We start from the raw sequence: 17,125 nt of genomic DNA on the forward strand, positions 1-17,125 counted from the left end.
CAGAGTGTTCCTTGTGAACAGGTATCGCTGCAGCCGCAGCGATACACATAATTAGGACAATTTATGATTGGCCATTAATTCCAGCGCCTGTACCATTGCCGAATGATCAAGCTGGCTCCCGCCATTTGCCGCACAGGTATTGAATAATTCCTGGCAGGTCGCCGTATTCGGTAAATTCAGCGCCAGCGCTTTTGCGCTTTGCAATGCAAGATTAAGGTCTTTCTGATGAAGCGCGATTTTGAAACCAGGCTCGAACGTCCGGTTGATCATCCGCTCGCCGTGAACTTCCAGAATGCGTGAAGAGGCGAACCCGCCCATTAACGCCTGGCGCACGCGTACCGGATCGGCACCTGCTTTTGAAGCAAACACTAAGGCTTCAGAAACCGCTTCAATATTCAGCGCAACAATAATTTGGTTAGCCACCTTACAGGTTTGCCCATCCCCATTGCCGCCCACCAGGGTGATATTTTTTCCCAGGATGTCAAAGAGCGGTTTAACGCGGTCAAAGACTTTCTGCTCGCCGCCGACCATAATCGACAGAGTGCCTTCACGCGCCCCGATTTCGCCCCCGGAAACCGGGGCATCCAGGTAATCAGCGCCCATTTCATTAACGCGCTGGGCAAAACGTTTGGTTTCGATAGGAGAAATAGAACTCATATCGACGATGGTTTTTCCCTGAAGCGATGTTTTAGCGCAACCGTGTTCGCCAAATAACACCTCTTCAACCTGCGGCGTATCCGGCACCATTATGAAGATGATGTCTGCAAATTCAGTTACCTGACGTGCAGTCTCAACATTTACCGCCCCCAGCGAGAGCAGTTCGTCCGCGACCGGACCAATAGTCGTAACGTGTAATTGATGACCGGCGCGTGCCAAATTGATAGCCATTGGCGAGCCCATAATTCCCAGGCCAATAAATCCCAGTTTCATATACAACCTCTTTTATTGCTTTCGGTGTTTCCAGATTCAGGCAACACAATCCCCTTCCAACACAGTGGAAAAAAAAGCGCTGCCCGAATTATTCTGCGTTTTAACGGTACTGATTAATCCACGATAATCCCGCTTCCGTGGTAGTCAGTGGTTTATATTCACAGCCAACCCAGCCATCATAGTCAGACTGTTTAATGACATTAAAAATAAAGTCATAATTGATTTCCCCGGTCCCCGGCTCGCCGCGACGCGGGTTATCAGCAATCTGTAAATGGCCTATTTTATCGGCCCATGCCGTCATGGTTTGCGTTAATTCCCCTTCCATGCGTTGCATGTGATAAATATCATACTGAATTTTGATATTATCGCTGCCGATATCCTTAATTAATGCTAACGCCTGTTGAGTGCCGGTGAGATGGAATCCCGGCATATCAAAGTGATTAATAGGTTCGATAAGTAATAAAATGTCTTCTTTCGCCAGCATATTTGCCGCATAGCGCAGGTTTTCGACCAACGTGTCGTGGATCTCCGTTGCGGAGAATCCTGACGGCGTTTTACCTACCAGACAATTTATTTTCTTATTGCCTAACGCGCGTGCATAGCGGATTGCGGCAGCTACGCCATCGCGAAACTCTTCTTCGCGCCCCGGAATACAGGCAATTCCACGTTCGCCAGCCGCCCAGTCGCCAGCCGGTAAATTATGTAACGTATGTTCCAGATTATTATCCCTGAGCTTACGTTTTAACACTTCGATGTCGTTATCGTAGGGAAACATGAATTCCACGCCGCGAAATCCCGACAACGCCGCTTTATCAAAGCGTTCCAGGAAATCATATTCCGTAAACAGCATAGAAAGATTGGCAGAGAAACGTAACATCGATTACCTCCCTTACTCATATTTCATAAAACAGGTTTCTGTTGGCGCATCTTTCGCACTATCCGCAACCTCTTCAAACTCGGTTACGTTATCCAGTTCGCTGCCCATGGAAATATTGGTTACGCGTTCCAGAATGACTTCCACCACCACCGGAACGCGATATTGCGCCATTAGCGCTTTGGCTTGTTCAAATGCAGGCGCAATATCTTCCGGTTTAAAGACACGAATGGCTTTACAGCCTAACCCTTCCGCCACTTTTACATGGTCAACGCCATAGCCATTCACTTCGCTGGAGTTGATATTTTCAAAGGCGAGCTGTACGCAGTAGTCCATGTCAAATGCGCGTTGCGACTGGCGAATCAGGCCAAGATAAGCGTTGTTAACCAGCACATGGATATACGGAATGTTAAACTGCGCGCCGACGGCTAACTCTTCAATCAGGAACTGGAAGTCGAAATCGCCGGAAATCGCCACCACATTGCGTTGCGGATCGGCAGCACAAACTCCTAATGCCGCCGGGATTGTCCAGCCAAGAGGCCCCGCCTGGCCGCAGTTGATCCAGTGTCTGTCTTTAAACACATGCAGCATCTGCGCTGCCGCGATTTGCGACAATCCAATGGTGGTGACATAGCACACATCGCGACCAAAGGCTTTGTTCATCTCTTCATAGACGCGCTGCGGCTTCACTGGCACGTTGTCAAAGTGGGTTTTACGCAGCAAAGTCCGTTTACGCTGCTGGCATTCGTCCACCCAGGTTTTCCGGCATGGCAAACGCCCCGCTTTTTGCATCTCCTGCGCGACATCGATCAGCAACGTTAGCGCCGCTTTGGCGTCCGAAACGATGCCCAGATCCGGACACAACACGCGGCCAATTTGCGTTGGTTCAATATCGATATGGATGATTTTTCGCCCCTGAGTATATTTCTCAACGGACCCCGTATGACGGTTGGCGAAACGGTTACCGATGCCAAAAACCATATCGGATGCCAGCAGAGTGGCGTTACCGTAGCGGTGCGCCGTTTGCAGGCCGACCATCCCCGCCATTAAGGGGTGATCGTCCGGGATACAGCCCCAGCCCATCAGAGTAGGGATCACCGGTACGCTGGTTAGTTCGGCAAACTGCTGCAGCAGTGGCGCGGCGTCGGCGTTAATAATCCCTCCGCCCGCGACAATTACCGGACGCTCGGACTGAATCAGCATCTCCAGCGCCTTTTCAATCTGTACGCGGCTGGCGGCTGGCTTATATACCGGCAGCGGCTCATACATATCCGGATCGAATTCGATCTCTGCAACCTGGACATCAAACGGTAAATCAACCAGCACAGGACCTGGGCGGCCTGAGCGCATCAGATGAAAAGCCTGTTGTAATACGCGCGGCACCAGCGCCGCCTCACGAACCGTCACTGCCATCTTGCTGACTGGTTTTGCAATCGCTTCAATATCGACTGCCTGGAAATCTTCCTTGTGCAGACGCGCTCGTGGCGCCTGACCGGTAATGCATAAAATCGGGATAGAGTCGGCAGAAGCGGAATAGAGCGCGGTGATCATGTCGGTTCCCGCCGGGCCGGAAGTGCCCAGGCAGACCCCAATATTACCTGCCGCCGCACGTGTGTAGCCCTCAGCCATATGCGAAGCGCCTTCCACATGACGCGCCAGTATATGGCGAATGCCTCCATGCTTACGCATTGCAGAATAGAAGGGGTTGATTGCAGCCCCAGGAACGCCGAATGCTGTGGTGATACCTTCTTTTTCCAGCACATACATTGCCGCATCCACGGCTCTCATTTTTGCCATTTTATTGCTACCTCTTTTTATTGGAAAAAATTTCCAACTTTTAAAAATTTTAAAAAAGTCCCGCTCCAGCGAGCGGGATGCGGCTCAGGCTACAGGGGGTTTTAGCCCAAGCGCCGTACTGATGTCTTTCGCGGTATCCCGTACCAGTTCACCCTGGCTGATAAATCGATCTTCCGTCAGCCGGGAAGCCGGTCCCGATATTGAGATAGCGGCGACCACGCTGCCCGCATCGTCATAGATAGCGGAGGCGATACAATTCAGCCCGACAACATGTTCTTCCTGGTCAATGGTGTAGCCCTGTTCACGCGCCTGCTCCAGATTTTTAAGCAGGATAGGTAAATCCACCAGAGTGGTCGGCGTAAACCGCCGCAAACCGGTATTGACGACGATCCCCACCAGCTCTTCTTCGGTGAGCGGGTAAAGCAGCGCTTTTCCGGCGCCGGAAGCATGTAACGGCAGACGACTCCCTAAGGGCGCGCACATTCTGACCATCGATTTGCACTCCTTTTGACCGATTAACACCGCTTCATTACCGTTGCGAATCGCTACGTTGACCGTCTCGCCAGAAAGCAGCATAAGTCGGTGCATAAAGGGTCCGGCCACCGAGAGGACATCGCGATTGTGAATATACGCAGAGCCCACATTAAATACGCCTAAACCAATATGCCACCAGCCAAGCTGGCTATCCTGGTACACAAAATCAGCCGCTTGCAGTACCTTTAACAGGCGAAACGTCGTAGAAAGCGGTAAATCCAGGCTGCCGGAAATATCGCTAACTGATGAACTGCCGCCGCTTCTTTCGAGATATTGCAATATCGCTATGCCCCTCTCCAGCGCCTGAGCGCCTTTCTGCGCAGTCGGCTCTGCCTGTCCTGGCCTGCCGCGTCGTCTTACTTCCGTCATATTTACGTTAACTCCGGCCCAAAATATGAGCATAAACAATGAACAATATGTTCATCTTATGCAAGAAGGCCAATAGCGTCACGCAAAACAGAGTTCATGTGTCGGGATACTTTCAACATCACAGTTATCGCTGCCGCCGCGATCCACCGTCAGAAAATCGGTAACCGTCTGCCACGCAAACAGCGGGTGATGCCATACATTACGGTGATAATTGACGCCCTGCCGTCCATTGCTAATAAACGCCCGCAGCGTGGAGAGATCGGGTTTATCATCGCCGAGCGCGACAATAACGACAAAAGCCTCGCCGTTCATCGGCACAAACGCCTGCGTACCTAAAGGATGACGTTCCAGTTCATGTACCACAATAGGCATCGCGGCCGGTTGCGCCCTGTTAATACTGATCAGCGTGCGATCCTGCTCCAGAACTTCAACCTTCGCCAGGTCGTGATATCGCTCAACTAACCCGTTGTTTATATGAAAAAAGTCACGTTCCTGCGTCTCAATAACATCGCCATAAGCGCTGAACGTCTTCTGATCTAACGGTAATACCTCAAGTTTCATTATTTTTCCCTTGTAGCTCGATTCCGTTTAACCGCGGTTTGGACTCTGTCCGGTTTCAATACCATGCAATCTAAAACCTTCGGGATTTAACATCAACATAAAAGTTGGAATATTTTTCCAAAAGTAGATTTAGACCACAAATCAAACATGGCTATTATGTAAAACTACTTAAAAATCATAGGAAAACAATTCTGGTTTTATCAGGATCGTAAGGAGGCGTCTGACGATGTTTGACCCGGAAACACTGCGTACCTTTATCAGCGTTGCCGAAACGGGGAGTTTCTCCAAAGCGGCGGAGCGCCTGTGTAAAACCACGGCAACCATTAGCTACCGCATCAAACTGCTGGAGGAAAATACCGGCGTAGGACTGTTCTTTCGCACAACGCGAAGCGTCTCGTTGACGGCGGCGGGCTCTCACCTTCTCTCTCAGGCAAAAGACTGGCTTGCGTGGCTGGATAGCATGCCTGACGAGCTACGCCAGGTTAACGACGGCGTAGAGCGTCAGGTCAATATTGTGGTGAATAACCTGCTCTATAGCCCGCAAGCGGTCGCCAGTCTCTTATCGTGGCTTAATGCGCGTTACCCTTTCACTCAGTTTCACTTTTCCCGGCAAATTTATATGGGCGTCTGGGATTCGCTCCTGTATGAAGGTTTTTCGCTGGCAATTGGCGTAACTGGCACCGAGCCGTTGGCTAATACCTTTATGCTCGACCCTTTAGGTTCCGTACAATGGCGTTTTGTGATGTCCGCGGATCATCCTTTAGCTCACGTCAGCGGGCCTCTAACAGAAGCGCAGTTGCGCCGTTTCCCGGCAATTAATATCGAAGACAGCGCGCGTACGCTGACCAAACGTGTAGCCTGGCGCCTTCCGGGGCAGAAGGAAATTATCGTGCCTGATATGGAAACCAAAATCGCCGCTCATCTGGCAGGCGTCGGTATCGGTTTTGTCCCGCAGCCGCTTTGTCAAACGCTGATCGACAAAAACGAACTGGTGAGCTGTACCATCCCTACGATGCGTCCGCCCTCACCGTTAAGCCTCGCCTGGCATAAATTTGGCGGAGGCAAAGCGGTAGAAGACATTGTGAAATTATTTACCCAACGACAACCCGAAATAGCCGATTTTTTATCCATTTTCAACACGGTACGCTGTTAAAAATCAAGCCACTTTGCGAATTGGCGCGTAAAATAACGCAAGGGATGATTTGAGGTTACGTTTTACGTTATGCAAGACAGACAAAAAGCACAGGACTATCGCGCGCTCCTCCTTGCCGATACGCCTTTAATTGATGTACGCGCGCCGATTGAGTTTGAACAGGGCGCCATGCCGGGCGCTATCAACCTGCCATTGATGATGGATGACGAGCGGGCCGCCGTCGGCACCTGCTACAAACGTCAGGGCGCGGATGCGGCGTTAGCGTTGGGGCATCGGCTGGTTTGCGGCGACATTCGCCAGCAGCGGCTTGAGGCCTGGAAAGCCGCGTATCAACGTTTCCCCAACGGGTATCTGTGCTGCGCGCGCGGCGGTCAGCGGTCACATATCGTACAACGTTGGCTGCAAGAAACAGGGATTGACTGCCCGCTTATTGAAGGCGGCTATAAAGCGCTGCGCCAGACAGCAATTCAGGCGACCTGGCAACTGGCGCAAAAACCGATACTTTTAATTGGCGGCTGTACGGGCAGCGGCAAAACGCAACTGGTGCGACAACAGCCCAACGGCGTGGATCTGGAAGGTCTCGCGCGTCATCGCGGCTCCTCTTTTGGCCGCACGCTGAAACCCCAACTCAGCCAGGCCAGTTTTGAAAACAAACTTGCCGTTGAATTGCTGAAAATTAACGCGCGTCAGACGCTAAAAAGGTGGGTACTGGAAGATGAAGGGCGAACGATCGGCGCCAACCATCTGCCTGAGTGTTTACGCGAAAGAATGGCGCAGGCCCCCATTGCGGTAGTGGAAGATCCGTTTGCGCTTCGTCTGGAACGACTGCGTGAAGAGTATTTCATCCGTATGCATCACGACTTCACCCACGCCTACGGCGATGAAGCCGGTTGGCAGGCGTATAGTGAATATCTTCATCATGGACTGTTCGCTATTCGCCGCCGTCTGGGGTTGCAACGCTTTGCCGAACTGACGGACACGCTGGATAGGGCGCTGGCGGAGCAATTATCCAGCGGCAGCACCGGCGGCCATATGGCATGGCTGGTTCCGCTACTTAACGAATATTACGACCCAATGTATCGCTATCAACTGGAGAAAAAAGCCGCGAATATCGTTTTTCGCGGCACATGGCAAGACGTTGCCAACTGGCTAAAAGCGCAATAGCTTATTTTTATTGCCGGCTGACGCTACATTGAGCCGGCTTAGTGTCTGTCGCGCTTGTCGGCACGTTTTGCCAGCCAGTCGCCCAGCATCTGAACGACCTGAACCAGCACAATCAGCGCCACTACGGTAACAACCATCACTTCGGTTTCGTAACGGTAGTAGCCATAGCGAATCGCCAGGTCGCCTACCCCGCCGCCGCCGACAATCCCGGCCATCGCCGAGTAGCCGATTAAGCTTACCAATGTAATCGTCAGGCCGCGCAGCAGCCCTGCGCTGGCTTCCGGCAACAGTACGGTACAGATAATACGCATCGGACTAGCGCCGAATGCCAGCGCCGCCTCAATAATCCCTTTATCAACTTCACGGAGCGCGCTATCTACCAGGCGTGCATAAAACGCGATTGCGGCCACCGACAGCGGGACGGAGGCTGCAATCGGGCCAATCGTATTACCCAGCAAAAGCTGCGTTAGCGGCAGTAACAGCACCAGTAAAATAACAAATGGCACCGAGCGGATAATATTCACCAGAACCGAGGCGACGAGATAAATAAAACGGTTCTGCCAGAACAGATGACGATCAGTGACAAAAATCAGAAAACCGAGCGGTAGACCGCCAAGAATCGCCAGCACCGTTGAAATACTCAACATCTGGAAAGTTTCATTGAACGCCAGCGTTAAATCCGGCAATAAATCATCCACGGATCACCTCCACCTGTGCGGTACGTTGACGGATATGCTCCACGGCGGCGGCCACCGCCGTTGGATTATGCGGCGCGGTTAATTGCACCACCAGAATGCCCAACGCGCGTTCGCCGATATATTCAATCTTGCCATGCAGGATATTGACCGCGACGCCAAACGTGATCGCCACCTCCGACAGTACCGGCTGCTCCGCCGAATCGCCGATAAACAAAATTTTCAGCAACTGCCCGGGCAGGTGTTCCCGTAAACGTTCCGGCAGGGTCAAATTAAGGGTATGAGACACCAGTTGCTGTGTGAAAGCGTGTTGCGGGTGGGCAAACACATCAAACACCTCGCCCGATTCCACAACCTTACCGCCCGACATCACCGCCACGCGATCGCAAATAGATTTGATCACGTTCATTTCATGGGTGATCAGCACAATAGTAATCCCGAGCTGTGCGTTGATCTGTCTGAGCAGGGCCAGAATCGTGGCGGAAGTTTCCAGATCCAGAGCGGAAGTCGGTTCGTCACATAGCAACACATCCGGATGGTTAGCGATGGCGCGGGCTATCCCCACCCGCTGTTTTTGCCCGCCGCTGAGCTGTACCGGAAAACGGTTCGCTTTATCGGCAAGGCCCACCAGCGTTAAAATTTCCGCCACTCGCGGCGCGATTTTGCTGCGTTCCCAGCCAGCCGCTTTCAGGCTAAACGCAACGTTTTGCGCCACTGTCCGGGTATGCATTAAGTTAAAATGCTGGAAAATCATACCAATACGCTGCCGCGCCTGGCGTAACGCTTTTCCGTCCAGCGCCGAGATTTCCACGCCGTTGACGTTGACGCGCCCCTGGCTGGGACGCGTTAAGGCGTTCAGGGTACGCAGCAGAGTGCTTTTTCCTGCGCCGCTGGTACCAACAATGCCAAAAATCTCGCCCGCGGCGATATGCAGGCTCACATCATCCACCGCGCGCGTGGGGGTACCGCGACCGGCGGTAAAATCGACGCAGACTTTTTCTATTTCAATCATATTCACCTCAGAAATTGGGGATGGCCACCGCTGCGATCAGGGTGTCGCGGTCATCCATTCCGGTTTCTGGAAGGCGCTATAAATATTCTTTGGATCGTCGATGACCGCGCGATAAGCCGGCGATTTCACCGCCTCGACAATATCTTTGGCAAACGGCTTATCGGCATCTTCACTGCGTACCGCAATGATATTTTTCAGATTCTCATCCAGGTGTTCCTGCTTAATCGCGCTGGAGAGATCCAGTCCTGCCGCCACCGCAAAGTTCCCGTTAACCAGCGCGCCGGTCACGCCATCCAGCGTGCGCGGTAGCTGTGCGGCTTCCAGCGGTTTGAAAACCAGTCCTTTTGGATTGCTGGCGATATCTCGTTCAGAGGCTTTGGTCGGATCGATATTGTCCTTAATCGTGATAAGCCCCAACGATTGCAGGAAGCGAAGGCCGCGCGCCAGGTTGGTCGGATCGTTGGAGAGGGTAATAATGTCCCCTTTTTTAAGCGCATCCAGACTGTTGATTTTACGTGAATAGAAGCCCATCCCGGCGGTCGGTACCACAATAAGTTTGCTGAGCTTCAGCCCTTTGTCAGCGGTGAATTTGTCAAAATAGAGGGTATGTTGAAAGAGGTTGGCGTCAATGCTGCCGTTAGCTAACGCCATATTGGGCTGGACATAGTCGCTAAACTCGCGCACCACGACCTTATACCCTTTTTCTTTTAATGTCGGCGCAATCGCCTGCTTCACCATGTCGCCATACGGCCCTGGCGCGACGCCAAATACGATCGTTTGCGGGGAACTATCGGCATGGGCAAACTGTAATCCGCAGGCCAGTAATAGCGTGCTGGCCGCAATGCGTAAACTCTGACGCAATCCCATAATTTCTCCATTTTAAATAGTGTGATGCTGTGCCGGATGCCGTTCATGCGGCATCGTCTGTTTTGGCCCAAACGAAAGGCTATTTCTTAACATGACACAGATCACAGCCTGCTGTCCTTGAAATTATTTCATGATGTTTCCTGGTGTGTCGTTAAATGTACGAGGCAGGCGCTCAGGCGTGTGTCAGGCGGGAATGGCGTAAAGGGAAATGCCGGATAAGACGTCTTAACGCCAACATCCGGCACAGGAAAACGCTTTAGAAATCGTAACGCAGACGCACCAGGTTCATATCGCCCAGATTGTCAGTGCTGGAGGTGAAAACATGTTCATAATCAACGCGGAAACCATAATCCAGTTGGAAGGTGATCCCCACGCCGTTATCGGTGCGCAGATAGTCGCGGCCATTCACATATTCAATGCGGTCGCCCATAAAGTACGGTTGAATAGCTTTCACGGCATACTGACCAATCGGGAAAGCGTAACCGACAAAATATTCCAGACCCCACGCATCGCCGGCAAAGTAATCATTCACAGACACTTTTTTGGTCGTCATAAAGTTCTGATACCAACCGCCGCCTGCGGCGATAGTCCAGTTTTCCGGCGTCCAGCTTAACGCGGTACCGACAATATTTTGATCGTAAGTTTTATTGCCGTTGCCGCGCATCTCCGCACGGGTATAGTTCCATGCCGTCCCCCAGGTCAGATCGTCGGTGAGATGGTAATCCGCGCCTAAAGAACCGCCGCCTTTACGTTTGTAATTCAGACCGTTATTGGCATTATAATCGTCGCTGAACAGATAAGACGCGTAGAGATCGACATTGCCAATGCTTTTCTTATACTTCAATGACTTACGCGTACGGTAAGAACCATCGTAGTCGCCGTTAATCCCGTTGCCCGGCGCCTGACCTATCATGTCGTAATCCCAGATATCGGTTTTTACGCCCACCACATCGTAATAAATGCTGTTCTGTTGACCGAAGGTCAGCGTTCCCCACGTCGCGCTCTTGAAGCCGGTATACAGCATACGGCGAGTGGTATCAGTCGCGCCCTTCGCATAATGATTATCCCAGTCAAATACCGCAGGGATATTGACGCCCAGCTCGTAATAGCTAATCCAACTGATATCATCAAACAGATAATAATCCGCGGCGAAGCGGAAACGCGTCCCGCCATCAAAACCATTACGTTTATAACCGTTCGCGCCGTCATTGCCGGTCATATTCTGGAACTGCGGACGAATACTCCCGCCAACGGTGAAATTGAGTCGGCTGAGTGGATTACCCGCCTGGGGATCTTGTTTTAAAACGGTGATTTCCGCCTGAGTAGCGAAAGGCATGAAAGCCACTGCCGCGCCGATCGATGCCGCCAACGCTGTTATTTTAATTGTCATTATATTTTCCTTGATAGATAGCCAATCCAAATCATTTAGCAGGCAAATAATAACTGTTATAAAACCTTACGTGTTGTGTATTTTTTAATGATTTGTGCTACTAAAAATCAAGGAGTTATCAATTTGTGCGACTAAAAAAGTACGCGCCGTTTTAAAAACCGGCGCGAAATTATTCACATCATGAATCATCCGCTAAACTGTCGGAATAGCGCTTTGCCTTTCAGCAAACGAACGCCAAGCCAGCCGCCGCATACGGAAAGCAGCAGCGCGCCGCAAAACGGCAGTGCGCCCCATAAACGCCAGTCCGGCTCCCAGGGGAAATCAAAAACGTTAATTTGTAAGATCGCCAGCGCCGTCTCCGCGCCAATCGCGGCGACCAACCCGGCAACTAACCCCAGCATGGCGAATTCGCACCAGAGTGTGGTACGCAACAGTTTCTTTCCGGCTCCTAACGTGCGCCACACCACCAGCTCCTGATGGCGCTGACGCATCCCGACCTGTACCTGGGCCAGTAATAGCAACATGCCGCAGAGGGTGACTAGCACAACCATCACCTCCAGCGCCCGACTGACCTGCTCCAGCACCTGTCCCACCTGTTTCAGGATCGCCCCGATATCTAACAGGCTGACGGTAGGAAACTCGCGGTTAAGCTGCGTTAACATGCCGTTGCCATTCTCCCAGCGAAAACTGGTCAACCAGCTTTGCGGTTGCCCGTCCAGCGCCCCGGAAGGAAAAATGAAGAAAAAGTTGGGCCGCAGGCTTTCCCAGTCCACTTGACGCAAGCTGGTGACTTTAGCGCTAAATGCCTGGGTATCGCCCATAAAGGTTACGCTATCGCCGAGTTTGACGTTCAGCCGCTTCGCCAGCCCCTCCTCCATAGAGACTTCGCCCGATTTTGGTGGCCAGTGACCGGCGACCAGCGGATTATGCGCCGGGCGCGTATCCTGCCAGGTCAAATTCAGTTCACGGTTGAGCGACTCATCCTGCTGACCTTCCGTCGGATTACCGTTTATCTTCGTTAACCGCGCCCGCACAATCGGATAAAACGTCTGCGGAATCACCTGATGTTCCGCCAAAAAGGCTTTCAGCGGCGCGACCTGCTCTGAAGCAATATTGATAAGGAAATAGTTCGGACTTTCCGGCGGGAGCTGCTGTTGCCAGCGATCAAGGAGGTCGCCGCGCAGCACCAGCAAGAGCGCCAGCAGCATAAACGAAAGCGAAAACGCCGAAAGCTGACTCAACGTTGACCACGGCTGACGCAGAAGTCGGCTGACGGCCAGACGCAGCGGTAGCGACGTCAACGTCATGCCGCGCAGCACGTTAAGCAGCATCCAGCCCACCAGACCGCACAGCAGCGCCAGTATCACGGCGCCCGCCAGAACCGCCCACAACAGCATACTTCCGCCCATCAATCCGGCGAGCAGCGCCACCACGACGGCGCAGGCGACAGGCAAATAAATTTTTAACGGCCAGACGCGAGCGACAACGTCGCGGCGCAGCACCCGTAGCGGCTGGGTCGCCAGCAACAATCGATAAGGCCGTAAACCGACCAGCAGAGAGATGACCGTCATCGCGCCCAGCGCCCACAGCCAGGGCCACAGGCTGGCGGGCGGCAAATCGGCGGGCAGTACCGGTTTTAGCAGCACCAGCAATATGTTTTCAAACAGTAACCCAATCGCGCCTCCCGTGACGGCGGAAAGCCCCAGCACCGTCAACCACTGTCCGATGATAAGTTTACGTAACTGGGTCCGGCCCGCGCCCAACGTTTTTAAAATCGCCACCAGATCGTAGCGGCTACGGCAGTAATGGCTCATCGCCACCGCGACGGCAGCTACCGCCAGCAGTAGCGTTAATAACGCCGAAAGCAGCAAAAACTGCTGCGAACGTTCGAGCGATTTCCCCAATGCCCCGTCATCCTGCTCCAGTCCGTACCAGCGATGTTCCGGTTTAAGCTGCGGTAACAGCCAGCTTTCATAGCCAGCAAGCTGTTGCGGCGTTCCGCCGAATTTATACCGCCACATCACGCGGCTCCCCGGCTGTATCGCACCGGTTTTTGCCACATCGGCCATATTCATCATCAGACGCGGCGCCATCTGAAAAGGGTTAAACCCGGAATCCGGCTCCTGCACCACTTCACCGGCAATACGCAAGGTCACGTCGCCGACATCAATGGTATCGCCCGTTTTCAAATTAAGCAGCGCCATCAGACGCGGCGCCAGCAGTACGCTACCCGGCTGCGGTTTCACTCCGCCTGGACGGGTTTGCAATTCGCCGTACATCGGATAAACGCTATCTACCGCCTTCACGCTGGCCAGTTGCGGCGTATCGCCGGCAAACGTCATGGTCGCAAAGGTTAACTGCTCGCCCACGTTAAGGCCGCGTTTACGCGCCTCTTCAAGCCAGGCCTTCGGTACCTCCCGCGAACTTTGCAGCGTCCGATCGCCTGCCATAAACTCGCGGCTTTGCTGACTTAACCCTTTTTCCATCCGGTCGCTAATACTGCCGAGCGCCAGTACGCAGGCCACCGCCAGACTCAACGCCAGCCAGACAATAATCAGCGACGGCGAGCGCCATTCGCGCCAGAACCAGCGAGCTATCATGCCTCCTCCTGTAACTGACCGTTGACCAACCGCAGCCGCCGGTCGCAGCGCGCCGCCAGCGCCGGGTCGTGCGTCACCAGAATCAGCGTGGTGCCGTGTTCGCGGTTAAGCGAAAATAACAGGTCGGCGATTTTATCTCCGGTCTGACGGTCAAGGTTGCCCGTCGGCTCATCGGCAAACAGCACATCAGGACGCCCGTTAAACGCGCGCGCCAGCGCTACGCGCTGCTGTTCGCCGCCGGAAAGCTGTGCCGGAAGGTGGTCAAGCCGTTTTCCCAGTCCCAGTTGTTCGAGCAGCGCTTTCGCCCCCGCCTTACTCTGACCGCTGTTTTCACCGCGTAGCAGGGCCGGTAGTTCAACGTTTTCCAGCGCGTTAAGCGTAGGAATAAGCATGAAGGATTGAAAAACAAAACCGACATGCTGAGCGCGAAGCTGCGCCCGCGCCTCTTCGTCCATCTGGTGAAGCGGTTTCCCCACCAGACTGACCTCTCCGCTACTGCCGTCATCCAGTCCGGCGAGAATCGCCAGCAGCGTAGATTTTCCCGATCCTGATTCGCCAATCAGCGCAATGGTTTCACCGCGTTTGACAACCAGTTCAACTCCGGTAAGGATGGAAAGCTCATGCTCACCCTGACCGACGGACTTCCTGAGACGATGAACTTCAACACTGTTTTCCGCTGGCATTTGCCCTTCCTGTTTTTGATCCTGTTAACTTTCCGTGCCGCCGCCGCAGACACCTTATTAATTCTGGGCGATAGTCTCAGCGCCGGTTACCGTATGGCCGCCAGCGCGGCATGGCCGTCGCTCCTTAATGATAAATGGCAAAACAAAACGTCGGTCGTTAATGCCAGTATAAGCGGTGATACCTCGCAGCAGGGACTGGCGCGTTTGCCGGCGCTGTTGCAACAGCATCACCCGCGCTGGGTAGTGGTGGAACTTGGCGGCAACGATGGCCTACGCGGTTTTGCGCCTGCGCAAACCGAACAGACGCTACGTAAAATCATTCAGACGGTGAAAGCCGCCGATGCCCAACCGTTACTGATGCAAATTCATCTGCCCGCTAACTACGGTCGCCGTTATAATGAATCCTTTAGCGCCATTTATCCTAAGCTCGCCAAAGAGTTCGATATTCCTCTGTTACCGTTTTTTATGGAAGAGGTATATCTGAAACCGCAGTGGATGCAGGATGACGGCATTCATCCCAACCGCGACGCCCAGCCGTTTATTGCCGACTGGATGGCGAAGCAGTTGACCCCTTTTCTCTCCTGAATAATTCGAGTTGCATGAAGGCGGCACGTAAGAGAATTTCCAGGAGCATAGATACCTATGTGACTGGAGTAAACGAACGCACAGGCAACTTGAAGTATGACGGATATAGTTAACCACGACTCTTAAATCAACGGAGATCCTGACAGGTAAAGTTATGCAAAAATCGGTCTTAATAACAGGATGTTCCAGCGGAATCGGTCTGGACAGCGCGCTTGAACTTAAACGCCAGGGCTTTCAAATCCTGGCGGGCTGCCGCAAACCTGATGATGTCGCCCGGATGAACAGTATGGGATTTACCGGCGTGTTGATCGATCTCGACTCCCCTGAAAGCGTGGATCGTGCCGCCGATGAAGTGATCGCCCTGACCGATAATCGTCTGTATGGGATCTTTAACAATGCCGGCTACGGCGTATATGGCCCCCTTTCCACCATCAGCCGTGAGCAGATGGAGCAACAGTTTTCCAGTAATTTCTTCGGTGCGCATCAGCTTACTATGCGCTTACTTCCCGCCATGTTGCCGCATGGTGAAGGACGCATTGTGATGACCTCATCGGTGATGGGGCTGATTTCCACCCCAGGGCGCGGCGCTTACGCCGCCAGCAAATATGCGCTCGAAGCCTGGTCTGACGCGCTACGTATGGAGCTACGGCACACAGGCATTAAAGTGAGCCTGATAGAACCGGGGCCGATTCGTACCCGTTTTACGGATAACGTTAACCAGACGCAGCGTGATAAACCGGTAGAAAATCCCGGCATCGCCGCACGTTTCACCCGCGATCCTGACGCGGTAGTAGCGAAAGTCCGTCATGCTTTTGCAAGCGATAAACCCAGGCTGCGCTATCCCGTTACGCTGGTCACCTGGGCGGTGATGGCGCTGAAACGCCTATTGCCGGGCCGGATGCTGGATAAAATTTTACAAAGCTGAGTTGAAGCGCGCCCGTCAGCCCCCATGTAAACGTGACACAGACAAAAGAGAGCGACGCCATGTCCGTACAGAACATTGTCAATATTAATGAATCCAACCTGCAGCAGACCTTAGAGCAGTCCATGACCACGCCGGTACTGTTCTATTTCTGGTCTGAACGCAGCCAACACTGTCTGCAATTAACGCCAGTGCTGGAAAGTCTGGCTGCCCAGTACCACGGTCAGTTTATTCTGGCAAAGCTGGACTGCGACGCCGAACAGATGATCGCCGCTCAGTTTGGTCTGCGCGCCATCCCGACTGTCTATCTGTTCCAGAATGGCCAACCGGTCGATGGTTTCCAGGGGCCGCAGCCGGAAGAGGCGATCCGCGCTCTGCTGGATAAAGTACTACCGCGCGAAGAAGAGCTAAAAGCGCAACAAGCGATGCAGTTAATGCAGGAGGGCAACTACATTGACGCTCTGCCGTTGCTCAAAGACGCCTGGCAGCTCTCTTCGCAGAACAGTGAGATTGGCCTGTTACTGGCGGAAGCGCAAATTGCGCTGAACCGTTCTGAAGAGGCCGAAGCGGTATTAAAAACTATCCCGCTACAGGATCAGGATACCCGTTATCAGGGGCTGGTTGCGCAGATCGAACTGCTTAAACAGGCGGCGGATACGCTGGAAATTCAGCAACTTCAGCAGCAAGTCGCGGAGAATCCGCAGGATGCGGCTTTGGCAACGCAACTGGCGTTGCAGTTGCACCAGGTCGGACGTAATGAAGAAGCGCTGGAATTGCTGTTCAGCCATCTGAGAAAAGATCTTACCGCCGCCGAGGGACAGACGCGCAAAACCTTCCAGGAGATCCTTGCCGCGCTCGGCACCGGCGACGCGCTGGCGTCGAAATACCGCCGCCAGTTGTACGCGCTACTGTATTAATCCTCTCTTGCCTGATGGCGCGCTTATCTGGCCTACCTGTCGTCCTCAGGCCGGATAAGGCGCTTGCGCCAT

Annotated in this window: 16 protein-coding genes; 5 read left to right on the forward strand and 11 right to left on the reverse strand. The window is 53.2% G+C overall.

The genetic code is table 11. The annotated features are described in order from the left end of the window. Nucleotides 1-51 precede the first annotated feature (51 nt). The 5 genes from glxR to allA all read right to left on the reverse strand — a co-directional run bounded on the left by glxR (nt 52) and on the right by allA (nt 5,065). Complete coding sequence (gene glxR / locus ACLJZ5_RS06075) at nt 52-930, reverse strand: 2-hydroxy-3-oxopropionate reductase (RefSeq protein WP_000765815.1); 879 nt, start codon at nt 928-930, stop codon at nt 52-54. A gap of 100 nt (nt 931-1,030) precedes the next feature. Then, on the reverse strand, nt 1,031-1,807 hold the full coding sequence (gene gip, locus ACLJZ5_RS06080) for a hydroxypyruvate isomerase Gip (protein WP_000943590.1): 777 nt from the start codon (nt 1,805-1,807) through the stop codon (nt 1,031-1,033). A 12-nt stretch (nt 1,808-1,819) separates the two neighbouring features. After that, the gene (gene gcl, locus ACLJZ5_RS06085; RefSeq protein WP_001096861.1) at nt 1,820-3,601 is read right to left on the reverse strand and encodes a glyoxylate carboligase; all 1,782 of its coding nucleotides are present in this window, start codon (nt 3,599-3,601) and stop codon (nt 1,820-1,822) included. A gap of 84 nt (nt 3,602-3,685) precedes the next feature. Further along, nucleotides 3,686-4,504: an HTH-type transcriptional repressor AllR gene (gene allR, locus ACLJZ5_RS06090; protein ID WP_024797961.1), complete on the reverse strand. Its 819-nt coding sequence runs from the start codon at nt 4,502-4,504 to the stop codon at nt 3,686-3,688. A 78-nt stretch (nt 4,505-4,582) separates the two neighbouring features. After that, complete coding sequence (gene allA / locus ACLJZ5_RS06095; RefSeq protein ID WP_000764659.1) at nt 4,583-5,065, reverse strand: ureidoglycolate lyase; 483 nt, start codon at nt 5,063-5,065, stop codon at nt 4,583-4,585. A gap of 226 nt (nt 5,066-5,291) precedes the next feature. On the opposite strand from allA, the gene allS reads away from it, so the two are divergent. Together allS and mnmH are read left to right on the forward strand one after the other, a co-directional pair. Further along, entirely contained in the window at nt 5,292-6,218 is a 927-nt protein-coding gene (allS, locus tag ACLJZ5_RS06100; RefSeq protein ID WP_023249777.1) for an HTH-type transcriptional activator AllS, read from the forward strand. A 69-nt stretch (nt 6,219-6,287) separates the two neighbouring features. Beyond that, on the forward strand, nt 6,288-7,382 hold the full coding sequence (gene mnmH, locus ACLJZ5_RS06105; protein ID WP_001154070.1) for a tRNA 2-selenouridine(34) synthase MnmH: 1,095 nt from the start codon (nt 6,288-6,290) through the stop codon (nt 7,380-7,382). Between the two features lie 38 nt (nt 7,383-7,420). On the opposite strand, the gene ACLJZ5_RS06110 is transcribed toward mnmH, so the two are convergent. From ACLJZ5_RS06110 to ybbA, 6 genes are all read right to left on the reverse strand, one after another. Continuing rightward, nucleotides 7,421-8,080: a methionine ABC transporter permease gene (locus ACLJZ5_RS06110; protein WP_000342247.1), complete on the reverse strand. Its 660-nt coding sequence runs from the start codon at nt 8,078-8,080 to the stop codon at nt 7,421-7,423. Next, on the reverse strand, nt 8,073-9,089 hold the full coding sequence (gene sfbB / locus ACLJZ5_RS06115) for a virulence-associated ABC transporter ATP-binding protein SfbB (RefSeq protein WP_000569662.1): 1,017 nt from the start codon (nt 9,087-9,089) through the stop codon (nt 8,073-8,075). Before sfbB ends, ACLJZ5_RS06110 begins: the two co-directional genes overlap by 8 nt. A gap of 36 nt (nt 9,090-9,125) precedes the next feature. After that, nucleotides 9,126-9,956, reverse strand: a complete 831-nt coding sequence (locus tag ACLJZ5_RS06120) for a MetQ/NlpA family ABC transporter substrate-binding protein (protein ID WP_000524317.1) — start codon at nt 9,954-9,956, stop codon at nt 9,126-9,128. Nucleotides 9,957-10,212: 256 nt separating this feature from the next. Continuing rightward, nucleotides 10,213-11,346 (reverse strand): porin, encoded by a 1,134-nt coding sequence (locus ACLJZ5_RS06125; RefSeq protein ID WP_000152869.1) that lies wholly within the window; start codon nt 11,344-11,346, stop codon nt 10,213-10,215. A gap of 185 nt (nt 11,347-11,531) precedes the next feature. Next, nucleotides 11,532-13,946, reverse strand: a complete 2,415-nt coding sequence (ybbP, locus tag ACLJZ5_RS06130; RefSeq protein ID WP_024797960.1) for a putative ABC transporter permease subunit YbbP — start codon at nt 13,944-13,946, stop codon at nt 11,532-11,534. Then, a complete protein-coding gene (ybbA, locus tag ACLJZ5_RS06135; RefSeq protein ID WP_001110598.1) occupies nt 13,943-14,629 on the reverse strand; it encodes a putative ABC transporter ATP-binding protein YbbA in 687 nt (228 codons plus the stop codon). Before ybbA ends, ybbP begins: the two co-directional genes overlap by 4 nt. Between ybbA and tesA the strand changes: the two genes are divergently transcribed. The 3 genes from tesA (at nt 14,600) to cnoX (ending at nt 17,053) form a co-directional block, all read left to right on the forward strand. Then, nucleotides 14,600-15,214, forward strand: coding sequence for a multifunctional acyl-CoA thioesterase I/protease I/lysophospholipase L1 (gene tesA / locus ACLJZ5_RS06140; protein WP_001010574.1), 615 nt, complete (start codon nt 14,600-14,602; stop codon nt 15,212-15,214). The two genes, ybbA and tesA, sit on opposite strands and share 30 nt — an antisense overlap. 154 nt (nt 15,215-15,368) lie before the next feature. Continuing rightward, nucleotides 15,369-16,139 carry an SDR family oxidoreductase gene (locus ACLJZ5_RS06145; RefSeq protein ID WP_001172804.1) on the forward strand — a complete coding sequence of 257 codons (771 nt, stop codon included), beginning with the start codon at nt 15,369-15,371 and terminating at the stop codon, nt 16,137-16,139. Between the two features lie 59 nt (nt 16,140-16,198). After that, nucleotides 16,199-17,053 (forward strand): chaperedoxin, encoded by an 855-nt coding sequence (gene cnoX, locus ACLJZ5_RS06150; RefSeq protein ID WP_024797959.1) that lies wholly within the window; start codon nt 16,199-16,201, stop codon nt 17,051-17,053. Nucleotides 17,054-17,125: the final 72 nt, after the last annotated feature.

The sequence above is a fragment of the Salmonella sp. 5800 genome (assembly GCF_046558195.1).
GTDB lineage: Bacteria > Pseudomonadota > Gammaproteobacteria > Enterobacterales > Enterobacteriaceae > Salmonella > Salmonella enterica.

Coding starts and splice junctions, on each gene's coding strand:
- glxR (WP_000765815.1), bottom strand. CDS start 930: ATGAAACTGGGATTTATTGGCCTGGGAATTATGGGCTCGCCAATGGCT.
- gip (WP_000943590.1), bottom strand. CDS start 1,807: ATGTTACGTTTCTCTGCCAATCTTTCTATGCTGTTTACGGAATATGAT.
- gcl (WP_001096861.1), bottom strand. CDS start 3,601: ATGGCAAAAATGAGAGCCGTGGATGCGGCAATGTATGTGCTGGAAAAA.
- allR (WP_024797961.1), bottom strand. CDS start 4,504: ATGACGGAAGTAAGACGACGCGGCAGGCCAGGACAGGCAGAGCCGACT.
- allA (WP_000764659.1), bottom strand. CDS start 5,065: ATGAAACTTGAGGTATTACCGTTAGATCAGAAGACGTTCAGCGCTTAT.
- allS (WP_023249777.1), top strand. CDS start 5,292: ATGTTTGACCCGGAAACACTGCGTACCTTTATCAGCGTTGCCGAAACG.
- mnmH (WP_001154070.1), top strand. CDS start 6,288: ATGCAAGACAGACAAAAAGCACAGGACTATCGCGCGCTCCTCCTTGCC.
- sfbB (WP_000569662.1), bottom strand. CDS start 9,089: ATGATTGAAATAGAAAAAGTCTGCGTCGATTTTACCGCCGGTCGCGGT.
- ACLJZ5_RS06120 (WP_000524317.1), bottom strand. CDS start 9,956: ATGGGATTGCGTCAGAGTTTACGCATTGCGGCCAGCACGCTATTACTG.
- ACLJZ5_RS06125 (WP_000152869.1), bottom strand. CDS start 11,346: ATGACAATTAAAATAACAGCGTTGGCGGCATCGATCGGCGCGGCAGTG.
- ybbP (WP_024797960.1), bottom strand. CDS start 13,946: ATGATAGCTCGCTGGTTCTGGCGCGAATGGCGCTCGCCGTCGCTGATT.
- tesA (WP_001010574.1), top strand. CDS start 14,600: ATGAACTTCAACACTGTTTTCCGCTGGCATTTGCCCTTCCTGTTTTTG.
- ybbA (WP_001110598.1), bottom strand. CDS start 14,629: ATGCCAGCGGAAAACAGTGTTGAAGTTCATCGTCTCAGGAAGTCCGTC.
- ACLJZ5_RS06145 (WP_001172804.1), top strand. CDS start 15,369: ATGCAAAAATCGGTCTTAATAACAGGATGTTCCAGCGGAATCGGTCTG.
- cnoX (WP_024797959.1), top strand. CDS start 16,199: ATGTCCGTACAGAACATTGTCAATATTAATGAATCCAACCTGCAGCAG.